Source organism: Elusimicrobiota bacterium, assembly GCA_016706425.1.
GTDB lineage: Bacteria > Elusimicrobiota > Elusimicrobia > FEN-1173 > FEN-1173 > JADJJR01.
The window spans coordinates 2,001,657-2,024,092 of record JADJJR010000001.1 but is presented as its reverse complement, the minus strand read 5'-3'; the positions used below and the strand labels follow the sequence as shown (position 1 = coordinate 2,024,092).

The 22,436-nt window shown below is 63.0% G+C and carries 17 protein-coding genes; 3 read left to right on the top strand and 14 right to left on the bottom strand.

From position 1 onward, the window contains the following. Positions 1-212 precede the first annotated feature (212 nt). Positions 213-4,583 (top strand): AMP-binding protein, encoded by a 4,371-nt coding sequence (locus IPI56_08320; protein ID MBK7545729.1) that lies wholly within the window; start codon positions 213-215, stop codon positions 4,581-4,583. On the opposite strand, the gene IPI56_08315 is transcribed toward IPI56_08320, so the two are convergent. From IPI56_08315 to IPI56_08275, 9 genes are all read right to left on the bottom strand, one after another. After that, entirely contained in the window at positions 4,564-6,207 is a 1,644-nt protein-coding gene (locus IPI56_08315) for a GMC family oxidoreductase (protein MBK7545728.1), read from the bottom strand. The two genes, IPI56_08320 and IPI56_08315, sit on opposite strands and share 20 nt — an antisense overlap. Beyond that, positions 6,204-6,650, bottom strand: coding sequence for an SRPBCC domain-containing protein (locus IPI56_08310; GenBank protein MBK7545727.1), 447 nt, complete (start codon positions 6,648-6,650; stop codon positions 6,204-6,206). Before IPI56_08310 ends, IPI56_08315 begins: the two co-directional genes overlap by 4 nt. Continuing rightward, positions 6,647-7,090, bottom strand: a complete 444-nt coding sequence (locus tag IPI56_08305; GenBank protein MBK7545726.1) for a hypothetical protein — start codon at positions 7,088-7,090, stop codon at positions 6,647-6,649. Before IPI56_08305 ends, IPI56_08310 begins: the two co-directional genes overlap by 4 nt. 278 nt (positions 7,091-7,368) lie before the next feature. After that, positions 7,369-9,192, bottom strand: coding sequence for a hypothetical protein (locus IPI56_08300; protein ID MBK7545725.1), 1,824 nt, complete (start codon positions 9,190-9,192; stop codon positions 7,369-7,371). Positions 9,193-9,202: 10 nt separating this feature from the next. After that, positions 9,203-11,167 carry an amino acid permease gene (locus IPI56_08295; GenBank protein MBK7545724.1) on the bottom strand — a complete coding sequence of 655 codons (1,965 nt, stop codon included), beginning with the start codon at positions 11,165-11,167 and terminating at the stop codon, positions 9,203-9,205. Positions 11,168-11,622: 455 nt separating this feature from the next. Continuing rightward, positions 11,623-12,333 (bottom strand): TonB C-terminal domain-containing protein, encoded by a 711-nt coding sequence (locus IPI56_08290; GenBank protein MBK7545723.1) that lies wholly within the window; start codon positions 12,331-12,333, stop codon positions 11,623-11,625. Positions 12,334-12,351: 18 nt separating this feature from the next. Then, the gene (locus tag IPI56_08285) at positions 12,352-12,798 is read right to left on the bottom strand and encodes a biopolymer transporter ExbD (GenBank protein ID MBK7545722.1); all 447 of its coding nucleotides are present in this window, start codon (positions 12,796-12,798) and stop codon (positions 12,352-12,354) included. Next, positions 12,795-13,247 (bottom strand): MotA/TolQ/ExbB proton channel family protein, encoded by a 453-nt coding sequence (locus IPI56_08280; GenBank protein ID MBK7545721.1) that lies wholly within the window; start codon positions 13,245-13,247, stop codon positions 12,795-12,797. Before IPI56_08280 ends, IPI56_08285 begins: the two co-directional genes overlap by 4 nt. Further along, positions 13,244-14,908 (bottom strand): carbon starvation protein A, encoded by a 1,665-nt coding sequence (locus tag IPI56_08275; GenBank protein MBK7545720.1) that lies wholly within the window; start codon positions 14,906-14,908, stop codon positions 13,244-13,246. Before IPI56_08275 ends, IPI56_08280 begins: the two co-directional genes overlap by 4 nt. 59 nt (positions 14,909-14,967) lie before the next feature. Between IPI56_08275 and IPI56_08270 the strand changes: the two genes are divergently transcribed. After that, on the top strand, positions 14,968-15,858 hold the full coding sequence (locus IPI56_08270; GenBank protein MBK7545719.1) for a TIGR01777 family protein: 891 nt from the start codon (positions 14,968-14,970) through the stop codon (positions 15,856-15,858). A gap of 242 nt (positions 15,859-16,100) precedes the next feature. Beyond that, on the top strand, positions 16,101-17,468 hold the full coding sequence (creD, locus tag IPI56_08265; protein ID MBK7545718.1) for a cell envelope integrity protein CreD: 1,368 nt from the start codon (positions 16,101-16,103) through the stop codon (positions 17,466-17,468). On the opposite strand, the gene IPI56_08260 is transcribed toward creD, so the two are convergent. Genes IPI56_08260 through IPI56_08240 form a run of 5 tightly spaced genes read right to left on the bottom strand, consistent with a single transcriptional unit; the run spans position 17,437 to position 22,390 of the window. Then, on the bottom strand, positions 17,437-17,643 hold the full coding sequence (locus IPI56_08260) for a hypothetical protein (GenBank protein MBK7545717.1): 207 nt from the start codon (positions 17,641-17,643) through the stop codon (positions 17,437-17,439). The genes creD and IPI56_08260 overlap by 32 nt on opposite strands. Further along, complete coding sequence (ychF, locus tag IPI56_08255) at positions 17,643-18,716, bottom strand: redox-regulated ATPase YchF (GenBank protein MBK7545716.1); 1,074 nt, start codon at positions 18,714-18,716, stop codon at positions 17,643-17,645. Before ychF ends, IPI56_08260 begins: the two co-directional genes overlap by 1 nt. Beyond that, positions 18,707-19,504, bottom strand: coding sequence for an SDR family oxidoreductase (locus IPI56_08250; protein MBK7545715.1), 798 nt, complete (start codon positions 19,502-19,504; stop codon positions 18,707-18,709). Before IPI56_08250 ends, ychF begins: the two co-directional genes overlap by 10 nt. Continuing rightward, the gene (locus tag IPI56_08245) at positions 19,497-21,173 is read right to left on the bottom strand and encodes an NAD+ synthase (protein MBK7545714.1); all 1,677 of its coding nucleotides are present in this window, start codon (positions 21,171-21,173) and stop codon (positions 19,497-19,499) included. The genes IPI56_08250 and IPI56_08245 overlap by 8 nt, the downstream gene beginning before the upstream one ends. Beyond that, entirely contained in the window at positions 21,170-22,390 is a 1,221-nt protein-coding gene (locus IPI56_08240) for a GAF domain-containing protein (GenBank protein MBK7545713.1), read from the bottom strand. The genes IPI56_08245 and IPI56_08240 overlap by 4 nt, the downstream gene beginning before the upstream one ends. Between the last annotated feature and the right edge of the window lie 46 nt (positions 22,391-22,436).

Here is a 22,436-nt window from a genome sequence, read left to right as displayed (position 1 = left end):
GCAAGGCGCGTTTATTTTTTTGGGAGACGTCGCTGTCCCAGGGTTACCGGAAAATAAAGAAGCCCTTTCCGCAAAAGCGAAAAGGACTTTCGTTGTCCGTTGAAACACCGGCACATCACCGTGCCGGAATGGCAACAGAATACCATAATGCCGGGAAAAGTCAAGGGGGGGGAGGATTATTTAAAAATCCATTGTTGTAAAATGGCGACGCAATGCCAGAGACCATTTTCGCGCGGGTCCTCTTTTTTTCCGAGGCCGTCACACTCGCCCACCTGGTCCGCCCCTTGGCCCTCGCCGAGGCGTTGGCGGCCGCCGGCTGCGAAGTCCATTTCGCCAGCGCCTACCGTTTTGAAACCCTCTTCAAGGACAAGCCGTCCTTGTGTTATTGGCCCATCGAGAGCATTTCCTATGACGCCTTTATTTCCTCCGTCAGCGGGGAACGCTCGGCTTACAACGACGAGCAAGTGGCGTCTTATATTGCCGAGGAAGAGGCCTTGATTCGGGATGTGATTCCCGATTTGATCGTGAGCGACGCGCGGTTGAGTTTGTCGGTGACCGCCCCGGCCTTGGGGATTCCGTTGGTGAATTTAAACAACGCGTACTGGAGCCCGCACCGCGCGGACAAGCAGGACCCTGTCCCCAATTACAAACGGTCCGCCCTTTACCGGTTGCTCCCGCCGGGGTTGGCCGAATTGTTTTTCCCCTTCCCGGTCGTCAAAGTCCTGCACCGCGTGATGAAACCGCTTTACGAAAAACGATTCTTGGCCCCCTTCAACCGCGCTCGGCGCCGGAGGGGATTGCGGCCCTTTGGCGATTTCCGAACGTTTTACACTTTTGGGAATTGGACCCTGTACGCCGATACCCCGGAGTTGATTCCGCTGAAGAACCCGCCCGCGGCGCACCGTTTTTTGGGGCCCGTCCTCTGGTCGCCGTCCTCCGCCGCTCCCCTTCCCGCGGGGGACAGCGATCGCCCGGTCCTTTATGTCAGTTTCGGGTCTTCCAACGACGTTCCCGATTGCCGGGGCATCGTCGATGAACTCGCCCGTCTGGAGGTGGACCTTTGGGTGGCCACGGCGGGGCGATTTTCCGTCCCCGCTTCGGCGCGTGTGCGTGTTTCGGATTTTCTGCCCGGTCTGGAGGCGTCCCGCCGCGCGGCGGTGGTGGTGTGCAGCGGCGGGAGCACCGCGGCCTATCAGGCGTTGGCGGCGGGGACCCCCGTGGTGGGTATCCCGTCCAACAACGACCAGCACTTGGCCATGGCGGCCATCGAGCGAAGCGGGGCGGGCCTCTCCCTTCGGAGCGATCACGTCACCCCCGCGGCGGTTCGTGACGCGGTGAAAAAAATATTGGAGGAACCGCGTTACCGCGAACGGGCCCAACGTCTTTCCGAAAGTTTCGCCGCCCACGACGCCCCGCGGCGGTTCGTGGACTTTGTCCGGGAAGCGGTCTCCACAAAAACAACACCCGGGGCCCGCGTTCCGCCCGCTCAAACATTGACGGAACGGTTGCGCCGGCAGGCCGAACGATCGCCCGACCGCCCCGCGCATTGGGGCTGGCCCCAGCGTCAAAACGGGGAGCCCCCCTTGTCCTACGGCGATCTCTGGGGCCGCGTTCAATCGCTCGCCGCGGCCTTGAGCGATCGCGGGTTACAAAAAGGAGAACGTGTCGGGTTCCTTTCCGGTGTGGATCCGGCCTGGGAGAGCCTGCACATGGCGGTCTTGTTGGCCGGCGGCGCGGTGGTCGGGTTGGATATTAACGACGCGCCGGATCGTTTGCGCGCCGCGGCCCGCCTGGCCGATGTCCGCGCCTGGGTGGTCCAGGACGCGAAGACGTTGATGGAATTTCGGGACCTCATCCCCGAGAGGGGGAACCGGTTTGTGGTCCTGATCCGCGCGGACGAACCGGCGGGCCCCGGGCAGGGGGCGGAGGCCTTTGTATCTCTTCTCAACGCGTACCGGGGGCGGACCTTCGCGGGAGCTCCCCCCGCGCCGGGGGATTTGGCCACGGTGATTTTCACGTCGGGAACCACCGGGGAGCCGAAAGGAATTCCCTACACCCACCGGCAACTGGTCCACGCGGTGCGGGCCATCGCGCGGGCTTTCCATGTCTTGCCGGTCGGGTTTGAATCCCTTTGCTGGTTGCCGTTGTCCAACTTATTCCAACGGATTGTGAATTTGTGCGCCGTGGAACGGGCCGCGCTTCTCACGTTTATCCCCTCTCCCCACCAGTTGATGGAGGCGGTGCCCGCGGTGCGCCCCACCCTGTTGATCGGCGTTCCCCGTTTTTTTGAAAAGGTGGAGGCCGGGGTTCAAAAATCGATCGCGGAGAGGCCGCGGTGGGTTCGGGCGCTGTTTCGAGCGGCCCAGGCGACCGGAACGATTTATCAAAGGAGCCGTTCGTCCGGCCACAAGGCGCGTTTTGTCCTTTGGCCTCTTTTTGTCATTCTGGATTGGGCGGTGTTGCGCGCGGTGAGAGAGCGCTTTGGGGGACGCCTGCGGTTTTTGGTTTCCGGTGCCGCTCCGCTGGGGCTTAAGACCATGGAGTTTTTCGAGGGCCTGGGGTTGCTGGTTCTGGAGGCCTACGGAACGAGCGAAAACGCCATCCCCCTGGCCATGAACCGGCCCTGGTCCTTCCGCTTCGGGACGGTGGGCCGGCCCCTGGGCCCCAACGAAGTCGAAATCGCTTCCGACCACGAAGTGATGGTGAAAGGCCCCTCCCTCTTCGCCGGTTATTGGGCCGGGGCCACCCCCCCCCCGCGTTTCGAAGGCGCTTTTTACCGGACCGGCGACGAGGGCCGATGGGAAAACGGGGGTTTTCTGCGGTTGATCGGTCGGCGATCGGAGTTTCTAAAAACCTCCACGGGTCGTCGGGTGACCCCGGGGCCCATCGAGCAGTGGTTCAAGGAGTTGCCCTTTGTGGACCAGGCGGTGGTTTTGGGGAACGGCCGCAAAGGCCCCGCCCTTCTGGTGACTCTGGACGCGCAAGCCCTGGGCGCCTCCGGAACACAGCTCTCGTCGGATCAGGAGGCGAGGGCCGCCGAAGTTTTGCGGGCGCACGCCGCGCGGTTACCTCCCCTCGCCCGCCCGTTGGGAATTCTGGCGCTCAACCGGGCTTTCTCGGTGGTCCGCGGGGAAATCACCGCGAACCTCAAGCTGCGCCGGGGGATCATCGAAGACCATTACCGCACGGCACTGGATGACCTTTACGACCGGGCGGTCGTCGACGCTCCCGAAGGCCCCCCCTTGTTCTTCTTGTCCGCCGCGGACGTGCGCGCGCGGGCGGTGCAATCCTTCACGCCCCTTCGCCGTCTGCGCACCTGGGCCCCCGCGCGGTGGTGGGGCTTGGGGAGGTTTTTCCTTCAGGCGGGGGCGGCCTACGGGCGGTACGCGGTCCGCTTGTTAAGGCGGCCCTGGGAATACCGCGAACTCCACAAGGAGTTGTTTGGCGTTTTGTTCCGATCTTTTCGCGACGCGGTGGGGCCTTTAAAGGGGCCGCTGATTAAAATTGCCCAGACCTTGAGTTACCTGGACATGGACTTGTCCCCTTCCGCGCGCGGGCTCTTAACGGAACTTCAGCATCGCTCCCCCCCGTTGGCGGCGGATAAAATCCGCGCGGTGGTTCGCCGTTCGTTGGGTCAGGACCCGCGCGACCTTTTTGCCGAATGGAGCGACGCCCCCCTGGCCGCGGCGAGCGTCAGTCAGATTCATTTGGCTCGTTTAAAGGAAGGCGCGCGGGTGGCCGTGAAGGTGCGCTACCCCGGGATCGACCGAATCGTGAAATCCGACTTGAGGGCGGTTCGCGCGTTCCTTCCGTTGCTCGCTCGGGCGACGGGGGTTCGAAACGTTCGGGAGAATTTTGAGGAGGCCAAGAAAATGCTTTTGGCCGAATGCGATTTTCGGCGGGAGGCCGCGTTCATGGACCGCTTCCGCTCGATCTTTGCCGAGGACCCGGTCATCTCCATTCCGGCCGTTTATCACGGGTATTGCTCCGAAAGCGTCCTGACCATGGATTACGTCGACGGACAGACCTACGCGGAATTTAAGGCCACCGGAACCGGCGCGGATTTCGACAGGGCGGGCCAGGCCCTTGTCCGGTTTTTCGACAAGGCGGCCCTTCAGCACGGCCTGTTCAACGCCGACCCGCATCCGGGAAACTATTTGTTCAAGAACGGCCGTGTTTACTTCCTGGATTTCGGTTTCTGTAAAGAGTGGACGCCGGAATTCATCGGTTTTTGGAAGGCGCAGACGCGCGCGGTATTAAAGAACGATTTGCCCGCTTTTGCCGAGGCCACGAAGGCCATGGGAGTGACAAACACCGATGGGACCTTCAATTACGGTGAACTGCTGGCCGGTTATCGCGCCACGTTGGAAAAAATGTTGATTGACAGAAAGCCGTTCCGCTTCACCCCCGCATTCGTTCGGGAGGAGGGCCGCGTCATTTTTAATAAGCAATTGGGCGGCGGCAAGGCGGTCAACCCGCCGGAAATCCTGGCGTTCAGTCGGTTGTTCTGGGGCCAGCACGCGGTGTTGGCGGACCTGGGGGCGCGCATCGATTACAGCGCGTTCAACACTTTTCTTGAATGAGGCGCTCGGCCACCCGCAGGGCGTTGGCGGCGATGGTCAAAGACGGGTTAATGCCCCCGCTGGAAGGGAAGAAGGACGCGTCGACGATGTAAAGGTTTTCCACTTCGTGCGCCCGGTTCCATTTGTTCAACACGCTGGTCGCCGGGTCGTCCCCGAAGCGGGCCGTGCCGCAGGCGTGGGCCATCATTTTGCACGTTTCGGCCATGGGAAAGCGGATCGTGGGGTAGGGGAAGAGGGCTCGCCCGATCATGCGTCGGAATTTCTTGAGTCGGGTCCGGTCGTAGGCGCTGATCCGATAGTGGACGGCGACGCGTTCCCGCCCGTCCGGGCCGGCCGGCATCTCCTCCACCCGGTTCTCCTTCTGGGGAAGGTCCTCCATAATGGGGGCCGCGCATCCCGAATGGGCGAACAACTTTTCGAGGGCGAAAGAGAGCCCCGGCCGGAGGAGGTTCAAACCGCGCATGGCCCAGCCGGGGATATTTTGTTTCATTTCGAAGAGAAGGTCGTCCACCGCCAGGCCCCCGGGGGGAAACTTCCCAAAGGGTTGAAAGGTGCCGTATTTGACCCCGTCCACCTCGTAATAGTCGTTCCAGGCCAGCTCCTTGAGATTTTGGGGGGCTTTTCGAAAATTCCAAACGCTGGGAAGAAAATAGATGTCGATCAAATGCCGCATCAAATATCGGCCGACCGTTCCGGACCCGTTCGCCAGACCCCGCGGCCAATGTTCGGAGCGGGATCGCAAGAGGAGCAAGGGCGTGGCCAGGGCGCCCGCCGCCAAAACCACCCGTCGCCCACGGAACCGGTGTTCGCGCCCGTCCGGTCCCCGGCCGTTCACCGCGGTGACCCGACCCCGGTCCGCTTCCAATCGGTCCACGGTGAACCCGCTGAGCAACGCGGCCCCGTGGCTCGCGAGGGCCGGCCGCAAGCACACCCGGGCGGCGTCGTTTTTGCAGTCTTTGTCGCAAAGCATGCTTTGGCAAAACCGGCATTCGTCTTTCCATTCGCAGGCGAACGCCGGGGTGTAGACGCCGATTTTTTTCCAGCGCAAAAAGCGCTCAAAATGGCGCGTGGCGAGATGGTGTGACCGGGCCTTTTGAATGTGGCGCAGGGCCTCTCCCCGCCGACAAGGGTCGGGGATTTCCGACTGCAATCGATAGAGCTCTTCGGCTTTTTCGTAGTGGGGTCGCAGGTCCTCGTAGAGGATGGGCCAACGGTCGGGGAGGTCGCTTTCGGTGTCGGCGGCGTGAAAGCGGCGGGGCGTGAAATCCGAGGGAAAGAATCGCTCCATCAACATGCCGTAAAGCGCCGAGCCGCCCCCCGCTCCGGCGCCCAGGAACGGACGAAAATAGCGGTTTTGAGCCGCATCGAAAATTTCGCCCCGCCATCGCCCGCCGTTGCGGAAATTGTCCTCCTCGGAGGAGTCGGGGGCGGACGCCGCCAGCGTTTCCATGTAGTCGCCCCGGAGGGCCCGGGGGTTGCCGAGGTAATTTTCCCCGCGCTCCAGGAACAGCACGCGCTCTCCCGCGCGGGCCAGGGCGTACCCCAGGGTGGCGCCCCCCACGCCGGTGCCGATCACGACCGCGTCCCATTCGACTTTGGCCAATTCCTCGGGCGGCGGGGTCATGGGCGTGCGAGCCGCTCCGCTTCCTGCTTTAGCCGGGGGTCCATGGCCAACATCCCTCGGCGGATGTAGGTGGTCGTGAACCAACCGAGGAAGGGAAGCAGGGCGCCCCGAAAATCCTCTTCGTGGGACACCGTGGTTTCCGATGGGCCCCGCGCCGCGAGTCGAAAACGATGGTGTCCATCAATAAGGCCGGGGGTGTTGAGGAAATGTCCCAACCAAGCGAATTCCCGTTGGGGGTCGATGGTGAGAACGCGGGTTCGCGCTTTGGTGGACCAAGCCCCCGGGAGGGAAATCTTAAACTCCAAATCGGCTCCCTCTTGGACGGCGCCTCCCAGATAGGTGAGAAACGGGTTCCATCGGTTGTACCCCGGGACGTCGATTAAAACGCGCCAAACCACATCGACCGGTGCCTGGATGGCGATCTCGGTGCGCACCGATCTCATTGTGGGGGCGGGAGATTTTTAATTTTGCAGGCGGGAGAACCTCCCCACAGTTCAAAGGGAGGGATGCGGGTGCCGTTCAGGACCACCGCGTTGGCGGCAATGATCGACCCGCGACCAACGAAGACGTCGCCCTGGAGAACAGCCCCGACCCCTACCGTGGACTCCGCCTCAAGACGAACGCGTCCCAGGATTAAACGGTCCCCGGCTAAAAGATGGGGGGAGAGCACGGCGTTTTGACCGACCACGACATCCGATCCTATTTCCGTCAGATAGGGGTCCACCAAATCGCCCGCGATGGCCGTTCGGCGCCCGATCTTAGCCCCGAAAAGGGCGTAGAGCGCGGGTTTAAAGAAAACGAGGGTGAAGGGGGCCAGTGCCCATCGACCGAGTTCCGAAATCGTTTTTACAACAATCCATCGTTGCCCGACTCGGTCGCGCAATCGGAATTCCCCCGATGGGAGGGGTGTTGTTATTTTCAAAAGTCGAACAAGGGCGGCGGCTCCCAAGGCAAAAAGCATTAAGAAGAGGACGACGCCAAGAATGGGAATATAAATATAGGGCGACAAACCGAGCCGGAGGCGCGCCCCCTCCAGGAGGGCCAAAGGCCCTGCGGCCAGAATCGTCGCGCCTAAGTACAAAAACGCCAAAACTCGAACGCTGATACGCATCTTCTATTCGACGGCCTCCGCTAAATCAAACTTCCAGCGCCTCAACGGTGTCAGTGCAACCAGGGCAGCAGCAACCCTTCGCCGTAGACAACGATGGTCATCCAAACGGCGATTTCGAGGATCACGGGCGTCATTTCTTTGATCCACTGAAAAGGGGTGAACCGGGGGTTCACCTCTTTTTGAATGAAGGCGTAGGCCACCACCGATTGGGCCGAGCCGATGTGGGTCCAGCAGCCTCCCAGGGCGTAGCCGGCGATCTGCGCCATGGCGAAAAGATGGATGAGTTCCACCTTGAGCCCCAGCAGGGCGCGGCCCGCGAAGTCGGCGACCACGTTGTTGTCCAGAAGAGCCGACAGCACAGTGCAGAAAAGGAACTGGGCGTAGCCCACCGTGGCGGCACCCAGGCGTTCGATGCCGACGTGGAGCAAGTTGGAAAGGAGATCGAAAAATCCCGTTTTTTGGAGTAGGGTGATGGACAGGAACAACGGGAACAGGAACAGGTATTCCTTGTATTCATGCCAGGCCTCGCGCAGGGCGAGTCGGCGGGTTTTAGGTAGGGCGGCGATGCCCAAAAACGCCGCGGCAAACCCCGCGAAGGAGGCGACGAAGAGGGGGATGGCGTGATTGACGGCGTGGGCGATCAAAAGGCCGATGAACGGGAGGAAGGAAAAGAGGCCGACCCGCTGGGCAAAACGGCGTTCCCCGGCCACCCGGTCCATGGTGCGGGCCAGTTGCACGGCGGATTCGTCGGCCTTGTGGTCGTTGCGGCCGAAGACGTGAACGTAATAGTCGTCCAGCGTGTCGGCCAGGCCCGCGTCCAAATATTTGTCCAGAAGTCGGATGCGTTTTTCCCGGGGGAAGTGCTCGTTGACGAGGGCCTCGCCCAGGGGCACGCCCTGGTGCAGGCGCTTGATCACCGCGTCCTTGTGCGAGCCCAAATCCTCGGCGTGGGCGAGGGCGAACTCCAGGGGGGTGATCATCTCACCGTGGCGGCTGACCTGGAGGAAGCGCACGTCGGCGGTGTGACGATCCAATAGGTCAAGTTTGGCCAAGTCGACTTTTTTCCCGGCCAGGCGCTTCTTCACGTTCCAGAACACGATGAAATAGGCGCCCACGGCCGCGGGCGCGCAATAACGAAGGAAGAAGGCGTTGTCCAAATGGGGGTGCAGGTTGGCCTTCATGATGAGGTTCGGGGGCTCGCCGTAGGCCAGGTACATGCCGCAGACCGTCGTCACGACGGTTGACACCATGACAGCGTAGATCACCGCGTCGTCTTTCGCTTTCGCCAGGAACAACAAAATGACCAACGTGCGGATCATGAGGCCGATCATACTCACGCCGTCCAGCACGCCGGAAGCCAGCGCGACCACGGCGGTGAGGAACGCCACCGTGGGCACCAGCCGCCCCCGGGATTTGGTAAGCACCCCGAAGCTGATGGTTTCTAAAAGGCGTGTCTGCGCGATCACGGCCACGAAGAACGTCAGCCCGAGGATGAACAGCATGGTGTCCAAATGCACCAAATGGTTGATGCCTTCGAACGTGAGCGCGTGGTGGCGGATCGCGTGCCAGAGGGCCTCGCCGAAGGATCCCCCCTCGGCGGCCACGGCGGCTTTCTTAAGGGGGCTCCAAAAAGTCCAAAAGGTGGCGGTGATCACGAGGCCCGCCCCGTAGGTGAGGGCGTTTTTGTCCAGACGGTAACGGATCGAGCCCGTGACAAAGAGCGCCAGAATCGTCACCAGGACTTCCGCCGCCATGACCCAGCCGGGGAGCGGTTGTCGAGCGCCCAACCACAATACGCCGGCGGAGAGCAGGACGCACAGACCGAGGAATTTTTTGGAGGAAAGTTGTACCAAGTCGTTGTTTTCGTTGCTCATGAAACGCTCCTTATTTTGGCAAAGCCGCCGGTTTCAACCGTACGCGAATGGGCAGGATCACGGCCTGATGGCCGTTGAACAACAACCGCCGTTGAAGGACGAACGACGTGCGGTTGTGCAAAAAGCGGGTCCAAAAAGTTTCGCCTTCGAAGGCCAATTGGCCCATGAAAAAGACCTTTTTGGCCCAGCCGGGAGAAATCTGCTCGCAAAGACGGTCGAGACCGTCGATGACGTCGGTTTCGAGCACCATGTGGCCTTCGGCGTAGAGGCCCATGCTGTTGGCCAGTTCGACGTACTTGTCCAAGTCGGTGCGCACGTTTTTTTCCAGGTTTTCAAGCTCGGCGGTGCCTTTGAATCGGTCGGAATCGATGACGCCCACGGACAAAAACACGAAATTCTTGAAGTGGCCCGGGAACAGCCGGTGGATGGACAGGAACGAATGGATGCCCATGCCGTTGTAGCCGTTGACCATCAGGATGGCCGCCGGCTTCTGGCCCTGTTTGCGCACGGCCGGGGGCGTTTCCGGAGCGGTGAGGTTGACCAGGATTTCGTCCAAATGGTGGAGGGCCCGGGTGGTGTCTTTGTAGTGGCTGTGGACCCAATGGCAGAAGACGACGAGCGCCCCCGTGATCACCAGGGTGACCCATCCCCCGTCCATGAACTTAATGACCGACGTGGCCACGAGGATTCCCACCGTCAAGATCAATCCGAGCAGGCTGACGACGAGCTTGCGGGGCCAGCCGGACGGACGGGTGATGGAAAAGTGTTTCACCATGCCGAACTGAGTCAGCGAAAAGGTCAAAAACACATTGATCGAGTACATGACCACGAGCTTGCTCACGGAACCCCCGGTGTAAAACATGGCCGCCAGAGCCGACACACCGATCACCAGCACGCCGTCTTTAATGACCAGACGGTCCGATAGGTTGGTGAACCGTCGCGGCAACCAAGAATCGATCGCCATGTTGGACATGGTCCGGGGGCCGTCCAAAAAGCCGGCCTGGGCGGCCACCAGCAAAAGAGCGCCTTCGCTAAGCAGGGTGATGAAGAGAAAGGTCTTTCCGAAGGGCCAACCGGAGGTCAACCCGCCCACCAGGGCGGCGTTCATGGTTTTTCCCGGCACGTGGTGGACGCCGTTGAGCACGTAATTGATCAAGATGCCGCCCGCCGTGAGGGCGAGGCTCCAGGCCATGAACTTCATGGTTCGCTTGCCCGTGGCGGCCCGGGGTTCCCGCAAAATTTGAAGGCCGTTGGACACGGCTTCGATGCCGGTGAAGGTTCCGCCGCCGAGGGCGAAAGCCCTTAAGAAAATGGCGCCCATGCCGATGAGGCCGATGGCGCCGACGCCTTCCCGGGTCTCCGTTACGGTGTCCATCACCATGCCGGGCAGGTCCGTCCAATGGCCGAAAATCCCATAGAGAATGACAATCGCGTGGGTCACGAGGAACACCAAGAAAATAGGGGTTAGGATAACAATGGATTCTTTAACTCCGCGGAGGTTCAACGTTACCAGGATGGCCAAAATGATTGCGGCGGCCATGAATTTGTGCTGGGCCCAATCGGGGGGGAGGAAGCTGAAAATGGCATCAATGCTGGAGGCTACCGAAATGGCCACGGTCAATATATAGTCCACCAGGAGGGCCGAACCGGAGACCAGACCGGGGAGCGGGCCGATGAGTTTGGCCGCCACAAGGTATCCGCCCCCCCCGTTGGGAAACACTTCGATCACTTCCGAATAGCTGGCGGAGAGGATAAACACCGTTGCCGCGACCGCCAGCGCCAGGGGAATGGCCAGGTGGGTGTATTGGCCCAGGGCCCGGAAGGCTTCTTCCGGACCGTAGCAGGAAGAGGACAGGCCGTCCGCCCCCAGCCCCACCCAGGCGAAAAAAGCCACCAGGGAGACGTTGTGGAACACCCGGGGGTCCAGGGGGCTCTTGGGACGGCCGAAAATCCAGTTTTTAAACCATTGAATCATAACGGTTATCAATAAAAAACGTCTCGCTCCCACAACGTTTCTGCGGAACGAGACGACGGTTCAAACGACAGTGTTTGCCGCCACGCCTTTCCCGGAGGAAAGGGCGACAGAGGGATCTTATCATTTCGGCCCCCCCTGTCAAGGGCCCGGGGCACATTTAAAACAAATCGAAACTTTTTTCCCCACTGATTCCCGCTCGGGGCTCCGCCCCATACCCGGGCAGGGGCCCTTTTTGGACGCGCAAAAAGGGCCCCTGCACCCCAAAAACGCGCCCCCCCGTGGCCTGCGCGCGATGGCGTGCCGGAGGCCGGACCAACTTCCGGCCCTCAATTTCCAACGGGCCGGATCGGACAGGTCCGGCCCCGCTGCCGAGCCCCCCATCGCGCTCGAAACGCCACAGGGGGGGTCGAAAATCAAAACACGGAGTGCAATCGGAACGGAAGCGGGCGAAAGAATTATTGAAGTCGAAAGCGGACGAGGACCGGCAGTTCCTTTTCCTTAAACCCGTCCGGCAGGGGAGGGAAGGGCGCGGCGGCGGTCACGGCTCGTTTGGCGGTCATGTCGAACAGAGAGTCCCCCGAGGAGGCCTTGATCTTCACGGATTTCACGGACCCGTCCCGTTGAACCACAAAGCCCACTTTGCATTCCCGGGTGCCGGCGTCGGTGCGGTCCCAGGCCTCCCAAAGGCGTTTGTAAATGAGCTCCCCGTACCATTTGAACGGGAACTGCTTGGAGGCATCGCCACCTCCTCCCGGTCCGAACCCGCCAATTTCCAGGGAGGTGCCCACGCCGCCCACCGGCCCGGTTTTGGACCCCTGGAAATCTCCCCGTCCTAAAGCCGATTCACCCCGGCCGCCTTTGACGCCGGTCTTGGCCGGGGGTGTTTTGGGTTTGGGTTCGGACTTTTTCGGCGGTTCCTTGGCCACGGCCACCCGGTTGGGGTCGTCGGAGGCCGGGGCGGCCTCTTCCGGGGAAATCGGCGCGGGGGGGGCCGCCGTGGTGGGGGCGGGAGCGGGCTCCAGTTTGCCCGACCCGAACCCCGACTGGCCGCCCAAAAATTGGAACCCGTAATAGGCCGTCGGTTCGGCCGATCGCCCCATGATAAAGGCGAATACAACGGCGGCCAAAAAATGAATCAGGCTGGAGTAGAGGACGTAACGGGTCATGGCCGGGTCGAAGCCGCGTTAACGGGGCGCTTCCCCTTCCGCGGGGGCCGCCTCGATCGGCAGGACGGCCACGCCCACCTTGGCGGCCTTGAGTTTTTGGGCCGCGTCCAGGGCCAGCACCACGTTCTTAAAGCCCACGTCCCGGTCCGCCTCAATCAGCACCGCGCGCCGGGCGCTTTTGGCCAGGGCCGCCGCCAGGCGGTTTTCGAGGTCGTTGCGCAACACCCGGGCGTCGCCCACGTAGTAGTCGCCGTCCCGGGTGATCTTGAGCCGCAGCGGGGTGTCGTCGTCGCCGGCCGCCGAGGTCGCTGCCCGCGGCAGGTTGACGGGAATCTGGGACTGCCCGATGAACGGCGAGAGGATCATGAAAATGATCAACAGCACCAACACGACGTCGATGAACGGCACCATGTTGATCTCGGTGATGAGACGCTTCTTTTTGTGGGAGCCGAGATGGATTTTCACGCCGCCTCCGCCCGTTCCTCCAACTTTTCGTTGTGGTAGGTGAAGTAGTTAAAGATCATGCTGGCCGGAATGGCCACGAAGAGCCCGGCCGCCGTGGACACGAGCGCCTCGGAGATGCCCCCCGCCACCAGGGCCATGCCGCCCCCCGCCCCCGAAGCCTGGCTGATGGTGTGGAAGGCCCGGATGATGCCGACCACGGTGCCCAAGAGCCCCACGAAGGGGGCCGCGTTGGCGATGGTGCCCAGGAGCGCCAGGCGCTGTTCCACCCGTTCAAAGAGCGGCTTGAGCCCCTCGCCGGCCGGGCCGCGGCCCAACAACGTCCGCACCCACCGGTGGATGGACCAACATTCGATGAAAACCGCCACGGTCACGATGGAAAAAACCGCCAGCACCGAGAGCACCGGCCAGCCCAGGGCCAGCGTGTGCTTAATGTCAAACGAGGAAATCATGGGGACGTCCTTTCACGACGGAGATGTTGGATCGATTCGAAAATCAAAAGCAGGGCCAGGGCCGTGAGCACCAGGGCCACGACGGGGATGGATTCCCACCGCGGCCGGGTGGGCAGGTCCCTCAGCCAGGGGGCGATGGTGTTGGCCAGGGACCAAAGGGTCATTCCCATCATGAAAACCATCGGAATCACCGTGGCGATCCAGGCGCGGCCCCCCCGGCGTTTGAGCCAGACCGTGAGGCCCAAAAGGGTGAGCCCCGCCAGCAGTTGGTTGGCCGTGCCGAAAATCGTCCAAAAAACTTTCCAGGCCGGCACGGCCGCGCCCGACGCGTCGGTGATCCGGAGCGTCACGAAATAGGCCGGGAGGGCCAGGGTCGCGAGCGTGGCCATCGCCCCGCCTTTGACACCGCGCCAGCCCGTCAGTTCCTGGAGCATGTAGCGGCCGAGACGGGTGCTGACGTCCAGGGTGTCGTAAATAAAGGTCGCGAAGGCCAGCAGGGCGAAGGTCCGTGCCAGATCCGGGTCCACGCCGAAGCGCTCCACGAACCGCGCCAGCCCGTTGGCGTAGATCCGGTCCGGGCTCATGCCCAACGCGGCGTCCCCGGCGGGCAGCAGCATGAGCGTGGCCAGGGCGACCACCGCCACCAGGGCCTCCAACAGCATGCCCCCGTAACCCACGAGGCGGCAGTCGGTTTCCACATCCACCTGTTTGGAGGTCGTGCCCGAGCCCACCAGGCCGTGAAAGCCGGAACAGGCCCCGCAGGCCACCGTCACGAAAAGCAAGGGAAAAAGCGGCATGCCCTGGGCGTTGGTGAAGCCCAGGAAGGCCGGGTACTGGATTTTGTCGCCGCCCAGGAAAAGGCCCACCACGCCGATCACGAGCGTCCCGTAGAGGAAGAACCCGCCCAGATAGCCCCGGGGTTGGAGGAGAAGCCACAGCGGGGCCAGGGAGGCGACAAAGCAATAACCCAGGATCACCCAATCCCAGGCCACCTGGGGCCGGAGCCAACCGCCCTCCGGGAACCGCAACGGAAACGCGGGACCCCACCAAACAGCCGCGCCCACCAGGGGGACGGCGATCAAAGTGGCGACCCAGAGGGGCACGCGCCCCTTCGTCAGGGCCACGCCCAGCCCCAGGCCGATCAATAAATAAAGAGTCGAGGCCGTGGCCACGCCGCCGCCGAACCGGGGGTCGGCGAAACTCGCGCTCGTGATGTCGGTGAAGGCCGTGATCACGTAGACCAGGGTCAGCCAAACAAAGGCGGCGAAAAACCGATAGGCCCGGGGGCCCATGTGTTCGCGGACGATCTCGGCGACGGAGGAGGCCCGGTGGCGCACCGAGCCGATGAGGCTGGAGAAATCGTGGACCGCCCCGAAAAAAATCGACCCGAACACGATCCACAACAGCGCCGGCAACCAGCCGAACCAGAGCCCGGCCAAAATCGGCCCCACGATGGGACCCGCGGCGGCGATGGCCGAAAAGTGTTCGGCCAAGAGAAGCGGCGCCTTGGCGGGGACGAAATCCACCCCGTCTTTTTGGGTGTGGGCGGGGGTGGCGCGGCGGGCGTCGAGGCCAAACAGCCGGCCCAGGGCCCAACCGTAGATCCGGTAGGCCGCCAAGAAAAGGACGCACACCAGCGCGGCCAGTCCGGCCAGGGTCATTGGGGAGTCTCCATGCGAATTGATATTATAGCTATTACCTTTCCAGACGAGGAGCATCCATGAAACTATTGATTTCCGGATCCACGGGGCTGATCGGCGAAGCGTTGACGAGGGCGGTCCAGGACCAGGGCCACGAGGTCACCCGTCTGTCCCGCGGCAACGCCGTGACGGCGCCCCGGGTCCTTTGGGATCCCGTCACGGGGCAAATTCCCTTGCGGCTCCTGGAGGGGTTCGACGCGGTCATCCATTTGGCGGGCGAAAGCATCGCCGCGGGCCGTTGGACGGCCGCCCGCAAAAAACGCATTCGGGACAGCCGCGTTTACGGCACGTCCAATTTGGTGAAAGCGCTGACCACTCTGGAACGGCCCCCGCGGATTTTCCTCTCGGCTTCCGCCATCGGTTTTTACGGCGACCGCGGCAACGACGTCCTGTCCGAGGACAGCGTGGCCGGGGAAGGTTTTTTGCCCTCGGTGTGCCGGGAATGGGAGGCCGCCGCGGATCCCCTGCGGTCGGCGGGTTTGCGGGTGGCCCACGCGCGGTTCGGCATCGTGTTGAGCCGACGGGGCGGGGCCCTGCCCAAGATGCTGTTGCCCTTTCGCCTCGGTTTGGGCGGAGCGATGGGAAACGGCCGGCAATGGTGGAGCTGGGTGGCCCTGCCCGATGCGGTGGAAGCTCTCCTGCATATCCTGCACAACGACTCTCTGTCGGGCCCGGTGAACGTGACGGCGCCGGGGGCCGTGACCAACCGGGCGTTCACGGACACCCTGGGCCGCGTGCTGCGCCGCCCGACGGTGATGCCCCTGCCGGGTTTCGTCGCGCGCCTTCTCATGGGGGAGATGGCCTCGGGCCTGCTCTTGGCGAGCGCGCGGGTCGAGCCCCGGCGGTTGGCCCAGTCCGGGTTTCAATTCCGTTTCCCGGACCTGGCGACGGCTCTTAAGGGAAATTATTAAGGGGGGGGAGGGGGGGAGGAAGCCGCTCGAAAAATCGCCGGAGGGGGCCGACGCGCGCCGCGCGTTTCCCTCGGGTTGACACCGGGTGTCAATAAATCGATGATTTTCCATGTCCATGTTTCGAAACGGGTTTAGGGGATGGTTTCAAAGGAGTCCTTCATGCGTTTGAAAAATAATTCCGCCTTTTCGTGTCTTTCGCTCGGGATTCGCGCCGGGGTCTCGCCGGGGCCGGGGGCCCTGTCATGAGCCAAAACGCTCCCCAACACCCGGTGGCGCGCTGGTTGCGAACTTCCGTCGGATTGAAAATTTTTGTTCTGGGTTTCCTGTTGTTGGTTTTGTTGATCCCGGTCCAGATGATCAAGTCCTTGTTGCGCGAGCGGAAGAACGCGCGCGGCGGCGTGCTCGACGAAATCGCCGCGAAATGGGGGGCCCCGCAAACATGGACGGGGCCGTGGCTCACGGTTCCTTATTCGGTGGGGGTTCCCGGGCCCCGGGGAGAAACGTTGGTCGGCACGGCCCACGCGGCTTTTTTGCCCGAAACCTTGACGATCGACGGCGACGTCGCGACCGAAAAGCGGCGCCGCGGCCTTTACGAAACCATCGTTTATTCCCTCAAGGCGGACGTCGCCGCGACCTTCGGGCCCCCCCATATCGGGGCCCTGGGCTTGGCCGAAGACCGGATGCGCTGGAAGGAGGCCCGCCTCTGTTTGGGTTTGTCCGACGTGAAAGGGGTGCGGTCGGTCCTTTCCTTGAAACGGGGGGGCGCGGTTGTGGTCTTTGAACCGGGGATCCACGGGTTGGGTCCCGTTGTGTCGGGGGCCTGCGCCCCCGTCCCCCTCACGGCCAAAAGTTCGGAAACGTTTTCCTTCCCCGTTCATTTGAACGGCAGCGGGTTTTTGGGCTTTTCCCCGGTCGGCAAGACCAACGACGTGCGTCTTCGTTCCGCCTGGCCCTCGCCGAGTTTCCAAGGCGCGTTCCTTCCCGTGGAACGGGCCGTGGGCCCGTCGGGTTTCAGCGCGGGGTGGTCGGTCCTTCATTTCAACCGCAACTTCCCGCAACAATGGACGACCAAAGACCTGGAACAGTGGGCCGGCCTAGGCAACCCGTTTCAAGCGGGCGACGGTTCCGTCTTCGGGGTCCGTCTCGAGATTCCGGTGGATCAATACCAGTCCACCGAGCGGGCGTCAAAGTACGCGGTGTTGATCTTGATGGTCACGCTCTTTTCGGCTTTCGTCATGGAGGTGGTGGGGCGGCGCCCCGCGCATCCCGTGCAATACCTGCTCATCGGGTTGGCCCTCGTCTTTTTCTTTTCGCTGTTGCTGGCGTTGTCCGAAAAAATCGGTTTCGCGGGGGCCTACGTTTCGGCGGCGGTTTCGGTGGTCGCGATGATCGGGTTCTACGCGCGGGCTGTTTTCGCGTCGGTCAAAAGCGGGGCCGTGATGGCCGGGGTCCTGTCGGTTTTGTACGCGTTTCTGTATGTCCTCCTCCAAATGGAGGACAACGCGTTTCTCGTTGGCAATCTGGCCTTGGGCGTCTTGCTGGGGGTGTCGATGGTTCTCACCCGCCGGGTGGATTGGTTCAGGAGCGCGCCGGACAGCGATGCGAACTGATTTCTATTTTTAACCCGTCGTTTTCGGTTTGCAGGTCCACCAGGCGGCGGTGAAAGCGGGTGAGCGTGTGCCCCCCCAGCAGGAGCGCCGCCAGGGCCAGGATCCACCCCGACCACAGGGCGGTCTTGACCATGAGGTCGATGTGCGCCTCGCGTTCTTCGGGGGTGAGGGCCATTAAACGTTGAACCGGAAATACACCACGTCCCCGTCCTTCATCTCGTAGTCCTTCCCTTCCATGGAGACAAGACCCTTTTCCTGCAGGGCCTTGTACGAACCGAGCCGGGCCAAATCGTCGTATTTGTAAAGTTCCGCGCGGATAAAACCGCGCTCGATGTCGGAGTGGATTTTTCCGGCGGCCTTGACGGCCTTGGTGCCCCGGGAGATCGACCAGGCGCGGCTCTCCTCGGGCCCGGCGGTGAAAAAGGTGATCAGGCCCAGCAGGTCCTTTCCCGCCTTGGCCAGGGTGTCGAGCCCGGGTTCCCGAATGCCCGCTTCCTTGTAGTAGTCGCGGCGTTCCTCCGCGGGAAGTTGGACGATTTCGGCCTCGATCTTGGCGCAGAGGGAAACCACGCCGGCCCCCTCGATCCGGGCCCGGGCCTTTAGGGCCGCCAACATCGCGGCGTCGGAGCCCGTTTCGTCGCCGTTGGCCACGTAGAGAATGGGTTTGCCGGTCAGGAAACCCTGCTCCGCCTGGACGTCCGCCGGAATGTTTTGCACGCGCGCGGATTTCCCTTCCTTGAAACCTTGGACCAGCCCCTGCATCATCTCGAGTTTTTCCTTGGCTTTTTTGTCGCCGGAGCGCGCGGGCCCGTGCATCTTGTCCAGGGCCTTCTCGGCCTGTTGCAGGTCGGCCAAGAGGAGCTCCGTTTCGATGATGTCGGCCGCCTCGGCGGGGTTGAGTTGCCCGAGCACGTTCACGACGTCGGGGTCTTTGAAGCAGCGCACCACGTGGGCGATGGCGTCGACGGCGCGGATGTGGGAGAGGAATTTGTTGCCCAACCCTTCGCCCTGGCTGGCCCCTTTCACGAGTCCGGCGATGTCGACGAACTTTATGCCCGCGGGTGTCACTTTTTCGCTTTTGAACATCTCGCCCAATTTGGTCAGGCGTTCGTCCGCGAGGGGAACGACGCCGACGTTGGGGTCGATGGTGGTGAAGGGGAAGTTGCTGGCCGCCGCGGCGGCCCCCGTGAGGGCGTTGAAGAGCGTCGATTTGCCAACGTTGGGAAGTCCGACGATGCCTATTTCCATTGAACGGTCCTGTATCCTTTTTTGATGATTCGGTCCGCGAGGGACGGCCAGAGGCTGGACAGCCAGGCGCCGGGCCGCACCCACCAGGGAACGTAAATTTCGGGGCCGGCGCCGAGCGCCGCCTTGACCACCGCCCGCGCGGCCCGGTCCGCCGACACCCGGTACCCTTCGCGTTGGGGGTAGCCCGGGGGCAGGCGGGACCGGTCGAGATTGTTGGGCATTTCCGTGTCGGTGCCGCCGGGAAGGACGAGGGAGAGCGAAATCCCCCGGGGGCCGAGCTCCAGCCGCAGGCTTTCCGTCAATCCCAGGAGCGCGAACTTACTGGCCGCGTAGGCGGCCATGAAGGGCAGGCCGCGGCGGCCGACCCCCGACCCCACCTGCACGATCCGTCCTCCGCCCTGTTTTTCCATGACCCCGGCGGCCGCCCGGACCGTCTCCACCGTGGCCCAAAAATTGGTTTCAAAAATTTCGCGCATCTCCTCCACCGGCATGGCGAGGAAGGGCGCCATGCGCAGGACGCCCGCGTTGTTGACCAGCACGTCCAGACGGCCGAAGTGGTCGGCGGCGCTGGCGACCGCGGCGCGCGCCTCGTGGGGGTGCGACACGTCGGCCGGCAGCACGAAAGGCGCGGCCCCCCCCGCGGCGACGATCTCGGCGGCGAGGGCGTCGAGGCGTTCTTTGCGCCGAGCGGCCACGGCCACCCGCCAGCCCCGCGCGGCGAATTGCCGGGCCGCGGCCCGGCCGATGCCCGAGGAGGCGCCGGTGATCAACACGACGGGGCTATTCATGGACTTTGAATTTGTTGGTGATGGGCATGCGCCGGTCCCGACCGAAGGCGCGCGGGGTGATCTTGACCCCCGGGGGGGCCTGGCGCCGCTTGTATTCCATGCCGTCGATGAGCCGCAGGGTTTGGGCGGCCACGGCGCGGGGCACGCCCCCGCGGACGATGGCGTCGAGGCCCCGGTTGTCCTCGACGTAGGCGTGGACGATTTTGTCGAGCACGTCGTAGGGGGGCAGGCTGTCCTGGTCCGTTTGGTTCTCGCGCAACTCCGCGGTGGGGGGGCGCGTGAAAACGCTTTCGGGAATGAGCGCCCGGTCGGCGCAAGCGTTCCGCCAGCGGGCGAGCGCGTAGACGCGGGTTTTCGGGATGTCTTTGATGACCGCGAAGCCGCCCGCCGAATCGCCGTAGAGGGTGAAGTAGCCCACGGAGACTTCGGACTTGTTGCCCGTCGTCAGGACCAGCCAGCCGAATTTGTTGGAGAGCGCCATGAGGGTCGTGCCGCGCACGCGGGACTGGAGGTTTTCCTCCGTCGTGTCGGCGGTCCGCCCGGCGAAGAGCGGGGCCAGGGCCTTTAAGAAGGACTGGACCGTCTCCTCGATGGGGACCGTGTGGAAGGCGATTCCGAGGTTTTCCGCCAGGGCACGGGCGTCGGCTTTCGTTTCCGTCGCGTTGAATCGCGTGGGCAGCGTCACGCCGATCACGTTGTCCCTCCCCAGGGCGTCCACGGCCACGCAGGCCACCAGGGCCGAATCGATGCCGCCCGAAAGACCGATGACCGCTTTCTTGAAATTATTTTTGACAGCGTAATCCCGGGTGGCGAGAACGAGCGCGTTGTAGGCCTCTTCGTCCCGCTCCAGGGCCGGCGCCCGCACGGGCGCAAAGGCCGGTCGTTCCGTTCGCCGCGCGGGGAATTTCGCCGCCGCGGTCCCCCGGCGGGCGCGCGCGGGGGCGTCCACGTCGGCGAAAAGAAGGCACTCTTCGAATTGGGGCGCCTGGGCGATGGTCCGACCGCGCGCGTCGAGAACGCGGCTGCCGCCGTCGTAAACCAGTTCGTCCTGGCCCCCCACGGCGTTGCAGTAGGCAACGGCGGCGCCGGTTTCAACGATCTTTTTCTTGATCACGACGCCCCGCTCGCGGGTTTTCAATTCGTGGTAGGGGCTGGCGGACAGGTTGACGATCAAAGACGCGCCCGTCCGGGCGGCGGCCCCGGCGGGACCGCCGGGGCGCCAAAGGTCTTCACAAACGGTCAACCCGACCCGCGCGTCCCCCAGATCAAAAACCACGGGAACGTCGCCGGGTTCGAAATAGCGTTCCTCGTCGAACACCCCGTAGTTGGGCAAAAACCATTTGTGGAAACGGGCGTGGATTTTTCCGTTCCGCATCAACACCGCCGAGTTGCGAAGCGACCGGCCGGTGGCGGTGGGCGCGCCGATCACGACCGCGATGCCCCGGGGCAAAGCCCGAGCGAGGCCGCGAAGGGTTTTTTCGGTCGCGGCGAGGAAAGACGGTTGGAGGAGGAGGTCTTCGGGGGGGTAGCCCGTGAGGGCCATTTCGGGGAAGACCCCCAAGTCGGCGCCGGCGTCGGCGGCCCGGCGGGCGTCGCGCAAAACGAGCGCGGCGTTCCCCGCCAAATCGCCGACGGTGGAGTTGATCTGGGCGAGGGCGAGGCGGATCACCCGAGATCGGCCGCCAAAAGGAGGGCTTCGGCGATTTCTTTCATGGATTTTCGGCGGTCCATGCTTTGCTTCTGAATTTCGCGGAAGGCGTCCGGTTCGGAGAGTCCCCGCTTTTTCATGAGGAGGGCCTTGGCCCGTTCGACGAGTTTGCGCGATTCGAGCTGTTCCTGGGCGGCCAGTTTGTCTTGCAGGAGGCGCGTCTGCATGATGGCCGAGGCGCACTGGTTGGCCACCGACTGCAGGATGGACACATCGTCCTTGGTGTAGTCGTAGGGTTCGGCGGCGTAGGTGTTGATCACGCCGAGCACCTTGCCCTTATACAGCATGGGCACCGACAGCAGGGACACGAGCCCCTCCGTCACCGCGATGTCCCGGAAGGAAAACCGCTTGTCTTGGCGCACGTCTTTCACGATCAAGGGTTTTTTCTGCAAAACGGCCTGGCCCGAGAGGCTTTTCTCCACCAGCAGGGCCGGTTTGTTGCGGTAGGCCTCCGAAAGGGACTGTGTCGCCGCGATGCGCAACTCCGCCCCGGTTTCGTCCAAAAGCATCACCGAGCAGATTTTGGATTTGAGCAGGCCGGCGGTCATGCTGACGATCAACTGCAAAATCTCGTCGGCGTAGCGGTCGGAAGCCACGGTGTGGCTCACGGCCGACAGGGTTTGAATGGCGTCGGCGCGGCGGCGGGTTTCCTCGTACAGCCGGGCGTTTTCCAGGGCGCCGCCCACCTGGCGGGCGATGGTGGTGAGGAGTTTTTGTGTTCGTTCCGTGTGGGTGTGGGCCTTCCGGTGCTGGACGTTGATGACCCCGACCACGGCGTCCTTGATCAGGATGGGCACCGAGAGGAAGGACTCGAATTTGTCTTCGGGGAGGTTTTGAAAAAATTTGAAGCGGTGGTCCTCGTGGGCTTTTTCGGGAAGGGCCAGGGGTTTTTTGTGCTCCGCGACCCAGCCCGTCAAACCTTCGCCCATCCTAAGGCGGATTCGGCCGATTTCCCCGGGGTGCGGGGTTTTGGAAGCGGACAACACCAGGCAGTCCTGGGCCGGTTCGTGGAGATAGATAAAACAAGCGTCGGCGCGCGTGACCCCGCTGACCAGGCCGACGATTTCCTGCAGCATGGTGTTGAGTTCCAGGGTGGACCCGATGATGTTGGTGATTTTGTGCAGCAGGTCCAATTCTTCGGACGTGTCCAAAACAACGGCGGTCTTTGCACGGGCCATGGGGCGCTCCTCGCGGGGGGATGAGAAGACTAATCTAGCTCATTTC